The organism is Flavobacterium sp. PL02, assembly GCF_035013205.1.
GTDB lineage: Bacteria > Bacteroidota > Bacteroidia > Flavobacteriales > Flavobacteriaceae > Flavobacterium.
Window position 1 is genome coordinate 146761 of record NZ_JAYGJP010000001.1, and the last position, 12663, is coordinate 159423.

At 32.2% G+C, this 12663-nt stretch carries 15 protein-coding genes and 2 tRNA genes; 9 read left to right on the plus strand and 8 right to left on the minus strand.

Features of this window, described 5'->3' with window-relative positions; genetic code table 11:
* The gene (locus SHI72_RS00660; protein WP_086893519.1) at positions 1-438 is read right to left on the minus strand and encodes a GNAT family N-acetyltransferase; all 438 of its coding nucleotides are present in this window, start codon (positions 436-438) and stop codon (positions 1-3) included.
* A gap of 135 nt (positions 439-573) precedes the next feature.
* On the opposite strand from SHI72_RS00660, the gene SHI72_RS00665 reads away from it, so the two are divergent.
* Positions 574-646 (plus strand) — tRNA-Gly (locus tag SHI72_RS00665).
* Positions 647-753: 107 nt separating this feature from the next.
* Positions 754-826, plus strand: a tRNA-Gly gene (locus SHI72_RS00670).
* A 35-nt stretch (positions 827-861) separates the two neighbouring features.
* Here SHI72_RS00670 and pepE read toward each other — a convergent pair.
* Positions 862-1569: a dipeptidase PepE gene (gene pepE, locus SHI72_RS00675; RefSeq protein ID WP_323488726.1), complete on the minus strand. Its 708-nt coding sequence runs from the start codon at positions 1567-1569 to the stop codon at positions 862-864.
* 154 nt (positions 1570-1723) lie between these two features.
* On the opposite strand from pepE, the gene SHI72_RS00680 reads away from it, so the two are divergent.
* The 7 genes from SHI72_RS00680 (at position 1724) to SHI72_RS00710 (ending at position 7739) form a co-directional block, all read left to right on the plus strand.
* Positions 1724-2476, plus strand: a complete 753-nt coding sequence (locus SHI72_RS00680) for a hypothetical protein (protein ID WP_323488727.1) — start codon at positions 1724-1726, stop codon at positions 2474-2476.
* The gene (locus tag SHI72_RS00685) at positions 2463-3191 is read left to right on the plus strand and encodes a hypothetical protein (RefSeq protein WP_323488728.1); all 729 of its coding nucleotides are present in this window, start codon (positions 2463-2465) and stop codon (positions 3189-3191) included. Before SHI72_RS00680 ends, SHI72_RS00685 begins: the two co-directional genes overlap by 14 nt.
* Positions 3181-3933, plus strand: coding sequence for a hypothetical protein (locus SHI72_RS00690; protein WP_323488729.1), 753 nt, complete (start codon positions 3181-3183; stop codon positions 3931-3933). Before SHI72_RS00685 ends, SHI72_RS00690 begins: the two co-directional genes overlap by 11 nt.
* The gene (locus SHI72_RS00695; protein ID WP_323488730.1) at positions 3930-4439 is read left to right on the plus strand and encodes a DUF6702 family protein; all 510 of its coding nucleotides are present in this window, start codon (positions 3930-3932) and stop codon (positions 4437-4439) included. Before SHI72_RS00690 ends, SHI72_RS00695 begins: the two co-directional genes overlap by 4 nt.
* A gap of 65 nt (positions 4440-4504) precedes the next feature.
* Positions 4505-6745: a M1 family metallopeptidase gene (locus SHI72_RS00700; RefSeq protein WP_323488731.1), complete on the plus strand. Its 2241-nt coding sequence runs from the start codon at positions 4505-4507 to the stop codon at positions 6743-6745.
* Positions 6746-6849: 104 nt separating this feature from the next.
* Complete coding sequence (locus SHI72_RS00705) at positions 6850-7176, plus strand: Sec-independent protein translocase subunit TatA/TatB (protein WP_039114450.1); 327 nt, start codon at positions 6850-6852, stop codon at positions 7174-7176.
* Positions 7176-7739, plus strand: a complete 564-nt coding sequence (locus SHI72_RS00710; RefSeq protein ID WP_039114451.1) for a phosphatase PAP2 family protein — start codon at positions 7176-7178, stop codon at positions 7737-7739. The genes SHI72_RS00705 and SHI72_RS00710 overlap by 1 nt, the downstream gene beginning before the upstream one ends.
* 113 nt (positions 7740-7852) lie before the next feature.
* Here the strand turns inward: SHI72_RS00710 and SHI72_RS00715 are convergent, their stop codons facing one another.
* From SHI72_RS00715 to SHI72_RS00740, 6 genes are all read right to left on the minus strand, one after another.
* Positions 7853-8572 (minus strand): phytanoyl-CoA dioxygenase family protein, encoded by a 720-nt coding sequence (locus tag SHI72_RS00715; protein WP_323488732.1) that lies wholly within the window; start codon positions 8570-8572, stop codon positions 7853-7855.
* 110 nt (positions 8573-8682) lie between these two features.
* Positions 8683-9324, minus strand: coding sequence for an O-methyltransferase (locus SHI72_RS00720; protein ID WP_039114454.1), 642 nt, complete (start codon positions 9322-9324; stop codon positions 8683-8685).
* A 116-nt stretch (positions 9325-9440) separates the two neighbouring features.
* Positions 9441-9773 carry a hypothetical protein gene (locus tag SHI72_RS00725; RefSeq protein ID WP_039114456.1) on the minus strand — a complete coding sequence of 111 codons (333 nt, stop codon included), beginning with the start codon at positions 9771-9773 and terminating at the stop codon, positions 9441-9443.
* 250 nt (positions 9774-10023) lie between these two features.
* Positions 10024-10575 carry a hypothetical protein gene (locus SHI72_RS00730; protein WP_039118470.1) on the minus strand — a complete coding sequence of 184 codons (552 nt, stop codon included), beginning with the start codon at positions 10573-10575 and terminating at the stop codon, positions 10024-10026.
* A gap of 5 nt (positions 10576-10580) precedes the next feature.
* Positions 10581-11960, minus strand: coding sequence for a hypothetical protein (locus SHI72_RS00735; protein WP_323488733.1), 1380 nt, complete (start codon positions 11958-11960; stop codon positions 10581-10583).
* Between the two features lie 5 nt (positions 11961-11965).
* Entirely contained in the window at positions 11966-12535 is a 570-nt protein-coding gene (locus tag SHI72_RS00740; protein ID WP_323488734.1) for a YceI family protein, read from the minus strand.
* Positions 12536-12663 lie beyond the last annotated feature (128 nt).

Genomic DNA, 12663 nt, shown 5'->3' on the forward strand with positions numbered 1-12663 from the left:
TTAAAGTTTTTTATACATTAACAGGTGTTTCCCAACATCTTTTATTTCAAAAATTGCACCAGTCTTTTGGTAGCCCATTTTTTCATAAAATCCAACAGCTTCGGTTCTGGCGTTAAACCATATTAGTTTACAATTATTGTTAATACAATATTCTTCACAGTAAATAACCAAAGCTTCCCCCAATCCTTTTTTTCTAAAATCGTCCAAAACGGCCATTCCTCGAATCTGCGATTGGAAATTTTCCGCAAAGGTAATATTAGAATTTCGGAATAGCGAAATAATTCCTACTAAATTTTTATCTTCAAATAAACCAAAGTGATGCGTTGTAGGTAAATCATCACCATCAAAGTGGCAGCTTTCTATAGGTTTTCCTTTTCGTAGAACAGGATTGCGTACTAAATAAGTTTCTTGGGCAGATATTTCTTGTATGTTTGACATAATTTTTAAAGAATAGTAAAGTTATAACTTTTTAGTTTTAAATATATTAAAGAATTTGTTTAAGATTTTTTGAAATTTTTGTAAAAAAAACTTGTTTTTAACTGGAGTTATTATCTATATTTGCACCACAGTAATGCGAAAGTAGCTCAGTTGGTAGAGCTCCAGCCTTCCAAGCTGGTTGTCGCGAGTTCGAGCCTCGTCTTTCGCTCTAAAGAAACCGAAATTGCAAATGTTTCGGTTTCTTTTAAAAAGAAAAAATTTTTGATTTTTATTTTTTAGAATGATTTAATTTTTTTATATTTGCACCCTGTTAATGCGAAAGTAGCTCAGTTGGTAGAGCTCCAGCCTTCCAAGCTGGTTGTCGCGAGTTCGAGCCTCGTCTTTCGCTCTTTAAAAAGCCGAAACTTAATAGTTTCGGCTTTTTTATTGCACATAACTCAAATTTGTTTGAGGTTCTAATTCTTCAGGCTCTTGATTTTGTCTAAAAAGACGAGCAGATAAATTCCCTTTCAAAATAATTTGATCTCCTTTTACGTCTAACCAGCTTCCTTCACGCAATCCTAAAACTGGAAGTGTATTAAAAGCATGGAATTCTTTTATTCTTGTTTCGCGAGTTTCGCCCATATGTTTAGACTGAGAATCTGGATCTAAATAATGAGGGTTTAAGTTAAACGGAATTAATCCTAAAGTCTGGAAACTTGGCGGGTAGATAATTGGCATATCATTAGTAGTTTGCATTGATAGTCCGCAAATGTTGCTTCCTGCGCTGGTTCCTAAATAAGGAGTTCCGTTTTTAACAGCTTCAGCAAGAACCGTCATAATGTTATTTTTGTATAGTTGTGTTACTAACAAAAAAGTATTTCCGCCACCAGTAAAAATTCCTTCGGCATTGTTAATCGCTGTTGTAGCATCTTCAAATTCGTGAATTCCTTTTACTTTAATGTTTATTTTTTCAAAAGCTTGAGAAACAGTATTAGTGTATTGTTCATGCGAAATTCCTCCAGGTCTTGCAAAAGGGATAAAAAGAAGTGTTTTGCAGTTCTTAAAATGCACTTGCAATTCGGGTAATAAATAATCTAAATAGCTGCCACCGTGAAGAGTAGAGGTGCTGGCAATAATGATATTTTTCATAGATTTTGTAATGGTTTTTGTTAAGTTAAAGATATTAAATAGTGCGTTTTAAAGCCGTAAAATAAAGGTTTAATTAACATATTTTTACCAAGTCGTTAATATTAAATTTAGATGACATTAAGATACTTTTACAGCTTATCCTTATAATGTTTTGATGAACAAGGTTGTATGTGTGTTTTTTATTTGTCTAGCTAATAATCTTTTGGCTCAAGTTGCTGTTTCTCCTGTTTTAAAAGGAAAAATAGATGCTAATACAATGGATTTGGAGGGGATTTATGTGGTTAATTTAAGGACAGAAGCTTCTGTAGTTACAGATAAGGAAGGTTCTTTTTCGATACCAGTCCAAACAGGTGATACGCTTATTTTTTCGTCGGTACAGCTTAAAGAACGTCGAATTGTTTTGACAGACGAAGATTTGGCATCGGCAAAGTTTGTGGTAAAATTGGAAACACTAGTGAATCAGTTGCGAGAAGTCATTATAAAAAGATACGATAATATTAATGCAGTTGCCTTAGGGATAATTCCTGCGGGGCAACGTTCTTACACAACTGCAGAGCGTAGATTAAAAGGAGGAACCGATCTGGATGCTTCAGTAGGATTGGGAGGTTCAGTTGGTCTGGATCCTATAATAAATATGTTTTCAGGCAGGTCAAAAATGCTTAAAAAAGAACTTGCTGTAGAGAAAAAAGAAATCTTCATGAAGCTTTTGGAAAATATGTTTGATACAGATCACTTTGTACGAAAGCTTAGTATTCCTTTGGATTATGTGAAGGGATTTGAATATTTTGCAGTAGAAAATGAAAGTTTTACAAAGATTTTAAGCTCTAAAAACAAAACGACTACCGAATTCTTGCTAGGAGAACTAGCAGAGAAGTACAAAGAAATAATAGCACGTGAAAATAATTAATACTTTACTTTTATTTATTGTATCTTTATTCTTTCAAATTAGTTTTGGGCAAACTGTTGTTACAAAAGAAATTTCCGGAAGAATTACCGCCGACTCAAGTTCGGTCGAAGCTATAACAATAGTCAATAATACCACTCAGGAAACTACTATTTCGGATAATAAAGGGCAGTTTTCTATCGTTATCAAAGAAGGAGATGTGTTGGTTTTTTTGGCAGTAAATCTAGAACCGCTCCGAAAAAGAATTACGGCTAATGATTTGAAATTAGACTTGTTACTGGTAAAAATGGTTCCTAAAAACATAGAATTAAAAGAGGTTGTTATAAATGAATTTTCAAACATAAATGCCGAAAATTTAGGGATCATACCTTATGGACAAAAGAAATACACCCCGGCAGAACGAAAATTATACACAGCCAAGTCTACTATGACAGATGCGCTCTTAAATAAGATATCTGGTCGGACCGCTATGCTGAAAAAAGAAGTAGCAGTAGAGAAAAAAGAGATGTTGTATTCAAAAATTGAATATCTTTTCGAAGAGAATTATTATACTGATAGATTAAAGATTCCGCTAGAGCATATAAAAGGGTTCCAGTTGTATTGCATAGATGATCCAGAGTTTGTAACTTCGTTGAATGCCAAAAACAAAACAATGAGTATGTTTTTAATAACAGGTTTGGCGCAAAAATATTTAACAATTATCGAAAATGAGAAATAAAATTGGAATATTGATCTTGAGTTTATTTTGTCAGTTGTGTATCGCGCAAACTGGAACAAGAATGTCTTTACATGGAAGAGTAGTAAATGACTCGGTTGCCCTGGAAAGTGGTTATGTTTTGAATGTTAATACAAAAACAAGAACCTTTATTTCTTCAAACGGATTGTTTGATATACTGGCGAAACCAAAAGATACTTTGTTGTTTTCGAGTTTGGCTTTTCAAACAAGAAAAATGGTGCTGACAGAAAAAGAGTTTGCTGAGCGTCTTTTAGTAGTACGATTAGGGCTTAAAAATAATCAGTTAAAAGAAGTGGTTATTCCAAAAGGATTAAAAGTAAAATCACTGGATAAGAATAGTCAGAAATATGTTGATATGCAATTTGAGGATGATAAACAGTCAACCCCAGAAAACAGTGTTTCTTATTCAGATCAAACCATAAAATACGGTACAGATTTCGTGAGGATATTTAAAGATGTTAAAAAGCTCTTGAATAAATCAGGCGAAAAAGAAGTTCCTGTAGACGATGTAGCTTTTACGCAATATGTAAGAGCAAATTTCAGTCCGTCATTCTTTGCTAAAACTTTAGAATTACAAGATGATGAGATTGATTTGTTCCTGATGTATTCTTCTAATGATCCTGTTTCAAAACAATATCTAAAACCAGAAGATAGATTTCAGTTAATGGATTTTTTAATTAATAAAAGTAAAGAATTCAAAAAAGTGAATGATATTAAAAAATGAGAAAAATTGTAGCTTACTCTTTAATAGGGTTATTGTTCCTATCATTATCATCATTTGCTTTTCATAAATTTTATGTTGGGGTATATCAAATAAATTATGCTCCCGAAAAAAAAATGCTTCAAATTACATCTCGAATTTTTATTGATGATTTAAATAATGGAGTAGAAAAAAAATATAAAATCAAGTCCAACATCGGCACAGAAAAAGAAACTGAAGCCGATGTTGCCCTTTTGAAAAAATATCTTGCTGAAAATTTTACTATTAAAGTAAATGGTCAGTCACGACCAATCACGTTTTTATCGAAAGAAGTTGAATCAAATGATGTTTTGGTTTGTTATTCCAGAATAAAAGATGTTGATAAAGTTAAGAGCTTAGAAATTTCGAATACAATTTTGGTAGACTGGAATACCGAGCAACAAAATATTACACATGTTTCGGTATTAGGGAGCAAAAAGAGTGTGCTTTTTACAGAATCTTCAAGGAAAGAATTGTTAAAGTATGAATAAATGGAGATGAATATTTTTTTAATTGTTATTTTCACACCCTGACAAAAACTCCAAAAAACCAGTTTATGAGAAGAATATCATTTTTATTGTTTTTTCCTGCAATCATGTTTGCGCAGGAAAAAAATACCACACCAATAAAGCAACAAGGGAAGTACGATACTAACAAATTTAGTCAAATGTATGACTTATTGGCTACTCCCAATATGTTTCGTACAGCATCTGGAGCGCCAGGGCCAGCATATTATCAGCAACAAGCCGATTATAAAATTGATGTTGAGTTAGATGATAAAAACGCAAAATTAAGCGGGTCAGAAACAATTACATATTCTAATAATTCTCCAGATAATTTAGAATATTTATGGTTGCAACTAGATCAAAATCAGGCTAAAAAAAATACACAAACTACATTAGCCGAGAGTGATAAAATTAATCAAGTTTTAGCAGTTGAAGGTTTTTCGAACAAATACTTAAAAGACGGACTTGAGCGAGGTTTTAATATTGAGTCTGTAAAAGATGCAAAGGGAAATCCGATGTCTTATACAATTAATGAAACCATGATGAGAATTAATTTACCTGCGCCTTTAAAAGCTGGTGAAAAAATTTCATTTTCTATTAAATGGTGGTATAACATTAATAATTATAGAAAAGACGGAGGACGTTCAGGATATGAATTTTTTGAAAAAGACAAAAATAGATTATACGTAATTGCGCAATTCTATCCAAGAATGGCAGTTTATAATGATGTAGAAGGCTGGCAGAACATGCAGTTTTGGGGAGGAGGAGAATTTGCTTTACCATTCGGAAATTTTGATGTTAATATTACCGTTCCTGCAGATCACGTAATGGAAGCCACAGGAGAATTAACAAACAGAAGTGAAGTGTTTACTCCAGAACAAGTAAAAAGATATGAGCTTGCTCAAAAATCATACGATAAGCCAGTTGTAATTGTTACACAAGAAGAAGCAGAGGCAACAGAGAAAGGATTTTCTGAAAAGAAAAAAACATGGAAATTTAGTGCTAAAAACGTACGTGATTTCGGGATTGCAACATCAAGAAAATTCATTTATGATGCAATGGCAGTAAAGCTTGGAGGTAAAACAGTTATGGCAGCTTCAGTATATCCAAAAGAAGCAAACCCACTTTGGGGAGAAACGTCAACAATAACAGTTGCACATACATTAAAAAGTTATTCATCACACACATTTGATTATCCTTACCCAAAAGCAGTTTCAGTTTCGGCAGAAGATCAAGGGATGGAATATCCAATGATTTGTTGGAATTTTGGTCGTCCTGATGAAAATGGAGTGACGAGCAAAGAAATAAAAAACGGAATGATTGGTGTAGTAATACACGAAGTAGGGCATAACTTTTTCCCTATGATTGTAAATTCCGATGAGCGCCAATGGAGCTGGATGGATGAAGGGTTGAACTCATTTTTAGAGTACTTGGCAGAGCAGGAGTTAGATCCTAATTTCCCATCAAGACGTGGTCCTGCAAAAAATATTGTTCCTTACATGAGTGGAGATCAAAAGTTTTTAGAGCCAATTATGTCAAACTCAGAGACGATTCACCAATTTGGTAATAATGCTTACGGAAAACCAGCTACAGGACTTAATATTTTAAGAGAAGTAGTTATGGGAAGAGAATTGTTTGACTATGCTTTTAAAACATATGCAAACAGATGGAAATTTAAGCACCCAACACCAGAAGATTTCTTTAGAACGATGGAAGATGCTTCGGCAGTCGATCTTGATTGGTTTTTTAGAGGGTGGTTTTACTCAACAGATTTTGTAGATATCGGAATTAAAGATGTAAAACAATATTATGTTAGCGAAACTGCTACAGCAGAGCTAAAAGATACTAAGATTAGAAAAGGACGTTTTGGTTTTGAAAAAGGACCTTTTGTATATTTAATTGCAAGTGATAATAAAGAATTAAAAGGATCTGATAAAAAAGCCTTAAAGGTTGATGATGTAAAATTATTATCAGATTATGTTGCGCAAACATTTAATGCAGAAGAAAAAGCAAATTTAAAATCACCTAAATATTTTTACGAAGTAGAGTTTGAAAAACCAGGAGGAATGATCATGCCTATTCTTGTAGAGATTACTTATGAGGACGGAAGTAAAGAAGAATTTAAATATCCAGCACAAATCTGGAGAAAAAATAATGATACAGCCAAAAAAGTATATGCAACAGAGAAAGCTATAAAAAGCATTCAAATTGACCCAAAATTACTTACTGCAGATATTGATGTAACTAATAATGCATGGCCAAAAGTAGAGGTAAAATCAAAATTTGATTAAGCATAAAAAGATAAGAGACTCGCAAGGGTCTCTTTTTTTAAGTAAATTTTAAAACAGTAGGCTACAAAATTTAATATCTTTGTGGCACATAAAATAAAAAAGATATGTTTGGTATAGGAGGAGGAGAATTAGTTTTTATACTATTTGTAGTACTTATGCTTTTTGGTTCAGATAAAGTGCCAGAAATTGCTCGTACTATGGGGAAAGCAATGGCGCAACTTAAAAATGCGACCAATGACATTAAAAGCGAAATTCAAAAAGGCGCAGAAGCTAACGGTTTTGATGCGAAATCATTAGACAACATAACAGGCAATATTAATTCTGAAATAGAAAAAGCCAAAACTAATTTGTTAGGAGATGCTACAACGCAATTCGAAAAAACAAAAGAAGACATTGATACAATTACAGGCCCAATAAAACGTCAGATATAATGCTTGAAAAATTACAAGAACTCGATACTAATTTATTTGTTTATCTTAACGGTTTAGGTTCCGAAACTTACGACAAACTTTGGCTCGTAATTACGGATCAGGTAAATTGGATTCCACTTTTTTTGTTATTATTTTATTTCATTTATAAAAAATTAGGAACAAAACAGACCTTGTATCTATTACTTTTTATAGCAATTTTAATAACCTGTACAGACCAATTAACAAATTTGGTTAAAAATAATGTACAACGTTTAAGACCTTGTAATAACCCCGATATTAATTCGTTTATTCGAATTGTACAAGTTCGCTCATCATTCAGCTTTTTCTCAGGACATGCTGCTAATACAATGGCAGTAGCTACCTTTTTATACTTGTTGCTTAACAAACATTTTAAATATTTTGGACTCCTGTTTTTATGGCCATTAGTTTTTGCTTATAGCCGTATTTATTTAGGATTGCACTATCCGTTGGATATTCTTTGCGGATATTTAGCAGGAGCAACAATGGGATTCTTACTGTTTAAAATATACCAAAAAGTAAGAGCAAGGTACTTTCCAGTTTAAATTTTAGGAGCTTTTTCCAGCTGTACACTCTATCTTTTCCTGGCTAAAGGAGCCAGAAAAAGGATGCCGTTTCCATCTGGGCTAGATTGTGTTTAAAAATTTAAAAGCTTTGATTAATTAAGCTTTGTTTTTTCGCTCCATTCCAATCCATTTGGTAATTCCAGATTACTAAATTCGATATGAATAACGCGTCTTCTCTCATTATTAGTAGTCTTGTTAGAAGCATGAAAAAGCAATGGTTTCATAATCATTATACCACCTTTTTCGATTTCGCAAATTGTTTCCGTTTCATTCTTCAAGTCCATGTTTTCGACTCTCAAAATTCCTTTAGAATGAGAATTGTTAATCACTTTTAAAGCACCATTGTCTTTAGTAGTTTTGTCGATATGGATTCTTATTGTAAAATTATTTTCGAGAACTTCTTTGGGAGGTTGTACTGCAAACTGATTTTGTTTGGTAGTCCAATTTTCGAAATTTTCTATATCTAATTTTTTATCTACCGAAATAGTCAAGTCTTGATGGTAAGCAACAAACCAATTTGATTTTTCAGGTTTGTCAAAATATATTGATTTCGTTATAAAATAATTCTCCCCAAAGTTAGATTTGATAATATCCTTTAATTTCTGATTAAAGATATAATCTAATGTCTCAGGGATTTCTTTGTGGAATTGTCTAATAGCAAATAAATCTTCAGATTTTCTAAAGGTTGTTTTATCCGTTTTGTTCTCAGTAACGTTTTCAATTATTGAAATCAATTTTTTAATTTCGTTTTCATCATAAACATTATCAATAATTGCAAAACCTTCCGAGTTTATTTCATTGCTGTAATTCATTTATTGCTGTTTTTTTTCTGAATTACCTCTAGTTAAAGTAGAAAGTAATTGAGTCTTTGTTTAATAAAAAAAACTTAGAATCTTAGTGCCTCAGTAACTTAGTAACTTTCTTAAAGTACTCGACTTACAGTTAGACCATCACGAATAGGTAATAAAACAGTTTCTACCCTTGGATCGTTCTTTAAAAGTAAGTTGTATTCTAGGAGTATTTTTGTGCTAATATCGTTTGGTTGTAATGGTTCTAAAACTTTACCACTCCATAAAACATTATCAGATAAAATGATACCTCCTTTATTCATTTTAGGAACAATCATTTCGTAATAATTAAGGTAGTTTTCTTTATCAGCATCGATAAAGACCAAATCAAATTTTACATCAATCGTAGGGATAATAGTTGTTGCTTCGCCCAAATGTTGGAAAATTTGTTTTCCCCAAGGCGATTGGTCAAAATATTTTCGTTGAAAATCTATTAATTCTTCTTTAATATCGATGGTATGTAATTGCCCGTTTTCTTGCATGCCTTCGCATAAACATAAAGCAGCATAGCCAGTATAAGTACCAATTTCGAGAATATTTACAGGACGTATTAACTTAGAGAGCATACTTAAAACACGCCCTTGAAAATGCCCGCTTAACATACGTGGTAATAATATTTTTTGGTAAGTTTCTTTGTTTAAACGTGCTAGTAATTCAGGTTCTCTTTCAGAGTGTTGTTCGATATAATCTTCTAAGTCTTGTGATATAAAATGCATGATGAGTAAAGTCTAAATTTTTGAAACACAAAAATACAAAAATATCTACTACACTTTTTAGCATAAAAAAAACCATTCGTCGTGACGAATGGTTTTAATTTTCATGACAATGAAAATTATTTTTTTAAAGCATCATTAACTTCTTTGGCTGTTTTTACAGTTCCGTCTTTTGCAGCTTTTGCAGCATTTTCTACTTTTTTAGCCCCTTTTTCTGTAGCGTCTTTTACATCTTCAGCAGCTTTTTTAGTAGCATCTTTTACATCTTTGGCAGCATCTTCAACTTTAGTTACGGCTGTATCTTTTACTTCTTTAATGTCAGTAGTTAATGAGTCTACTTTGTTTCCAAGCGTTAATTCATCTTCTGTTGGTTTTGGCTCTTCTTTTTTACATGACTGAACAGCTAAACTTAATAAGGCAACTAATGCTAAACTTAAAATTTGTTTTTTCATAATGAATTAATTTTTTTAGGTTGATAAAATTTAACGTTTATAGAGCTGAAAAATAAAGATACACATTTTAAAATGATTGCGCGCTTTGTAATATTATTTTCCCTTTGAGAGAAAAACAATTCTCGTGCCAAGTTTTATATTCGGAAAGATTTAGGAAAAAGTTTTTTAAAATCAAAAAGGTACCCATATAGAGTACCTTAAAAAAAACATGATAATATTTTAAAAAGAAATGATGAGTTTTTCCACTCACTTAGTTTTTGTACAAACTAAAATTAATAACAATATCATCTTTTACTTTAATTAAACCAGCCATCTTTACGGGAGGCGCTAATTCAATATCTGAGAACTTTAAATTAAGAGATCCTTCGATTTTTTTATCAGTGGTATATAATATGAAATCTTTGTATTTCAGGGTTTTATTTGTGATGTAAAAAGCCAGTGTACATTTGTAATTTTTGCCACTAGGTTTTATGTCTGTAATATACACAACACTGTTAGGGAAGGTTTTTATCTTTACAGTTCCTTGTAAATCTTTTGTCATTATTTTGTTTCCGCAATCAAAATTTGACATCTTGATTTCAGTATTAAATGCATTTTTCTTTGTTGAATTTAAATAAATGGTATCTTTTTTAGGGAAGATATTGGAGCAATTGTAATTGCCGACAGTTGATACTCCTGTAATTTCTATTTTTATTTTATTTATTATTAAAACAGTATCATCTGTTAAAAAAGTGGGTTTAGCACTTCCTAAGGAAAGAAAAATGACTAAACCCAAAATTAAAATTAGAAATCTATTTTTCATTTTATTTAGAATGAAATTGTTGCTTCAAACATTAGTCCTTCAAATTTTCCTCCGTAAAAGTCATTTGGCATTGAAACTCCGCCTACATTTCCAAATTGTTGGTAGTTTTTGTAGTTCTGTTGCACGTATGAAAGTTTTGCTAAAATGTTTTTAGTCATAAACCAACCTGCAGCAGCTTCAAATCTATTTACTTGTACAGCATCAGCATCAGAGTTACGTAATTTTCCGTCGACTAAATTGTATTTAGCACCAACATATAGATTTTCATGATTTCCAAAACGATAAACTATATCTCCAACATATTGATTGACATTACGAGTATCATCTGTTCCTTTATAGTCACCACCTGAAGCAAATTCTAAAGTACCAAAGAATTCAAATCCTTTATATTTTATAAACGGGTTAATCATGTAAGAAGTGGCCCAGTTTCCGAATCCCGGATTAAATCTACCAGTATCTTTATTACTCTCTGAATCTAAAATATTTGAACTTGGGTAACCTATCGTTCCGGCGTGTGTCATTACGCTATAAAAACGACTTCCTGCTCTATCAGAACTATATAAGTTTCCGCTAGAATTTGCTGTATGATAGTAAGATCCGGTAAGTCTGATTCTTAAATCACTGTCAATTTGTTTATCCCAACCTAATTTAGCTAAGATTGTAGGGCTAATAGTTGTATTTTGATCCGGAGCAAGTTCTGTAGCTGTTCCTGGAATAACTTCTTGTACGTTTTGATTTAATTTAGAGTTTGTTACTCCAATCATACTTACAAAACTGCTTCTGTTATAATATATTTCAGCCCCCATTTCGGTAGTAAAAGCATCCATGATATTGTTTCCAATAAAAGGGTTTGTAATCGTATAAGCATTGTTACTTCTTCTAAAATGTGCATCACCATAGTTGTTTTCCATTTGACCTATTTTGATGGTGGTGTATTTCATAACATCTTCAAGAAGCCCTTTTTTAATGAAATCTAATTTGTCAATTTGCAAGTATCCACCTTGTACCCAGGTTTCATGGTGGTGTCTGGAAGCAAGATATATGTCTAAGTTTACACGTACCCCATCTGCTAATTGTGCACCTATTGTCATATTAGCATTTGGTAAATTAAAGTCGTTAGTTAGATTGTTTAATCTGTATTCGGCATTTGCTCCGGTTAAGTTTCTTTGGTCATTGAACGAATTCAAGGCTTGAAATTGCAAGGCAAATGCTCCGCCCAGATCAACACTAATGCCTTTGTAGGCAGCGGTATCTTTTTTGACATCAAATACATTGATGGCCCTCTGGTCACGAGGAATTTGATTCTGCATATGTCCAAAACTTAGCTGTGCATTTGCAGCAACCGTGCTTGCTAATGCTATAAATAGTAGATAGATTTTTTTCATGATTATTATAAATTAAAGTTTAAATTGAATTTTATGGTTAAGTTTTCTCCAGTTTTAATCGTTCCTAATAATGCAGTTGGAGATTTCATTCCAAATTCAGTAAAAGTGATTTTGTTGCTGCCTTGTAAGGATACCGCATCTTTGGTAACTGTAGTTTTTACTTGTGTTTTTATTACTTTGCTTACTCCGGCTATGGTATAAGTTCCAGTAAGTTCCCATGTAGTTTCATTAATTTTTTCGGCAGATTTTAAAACATATTTAATGTTTTTGAATTTGTCTGTTTTTAAAGTTTTGTACGCCACCTTATCCATACTAGTTTTCTCGCTTTTAATGCTCTCTGCAGGCAGGGTAATATCAATATTGTTGATGCTAACTAATTTTGAATCTGCGATAGTGAAATTAGCTGTTCCTGTTTTTGAGTCAGATTTCATTTCCCAATCATGCATTGTAGATGTTCCAGATACAGAGTAACTAGTTTTTGCGTCTAGGGTGTAGTTTTTTTGAGCATTTGAAGACAATACGATTCCGAAGAAAAGTACTGTTGAAAGGAATAATTTGTTTTTTGGTAATTTCATTTTTCTGTGTATTAAATTGTTATCGAAAAATTTGATTTGTAGCTTTTAAATTACATTTATCAGCAACTAATCGTGGTATTTGTTTGAGTCAAATTTAACACACATAAAGAGCTCTTTAGATGATATAA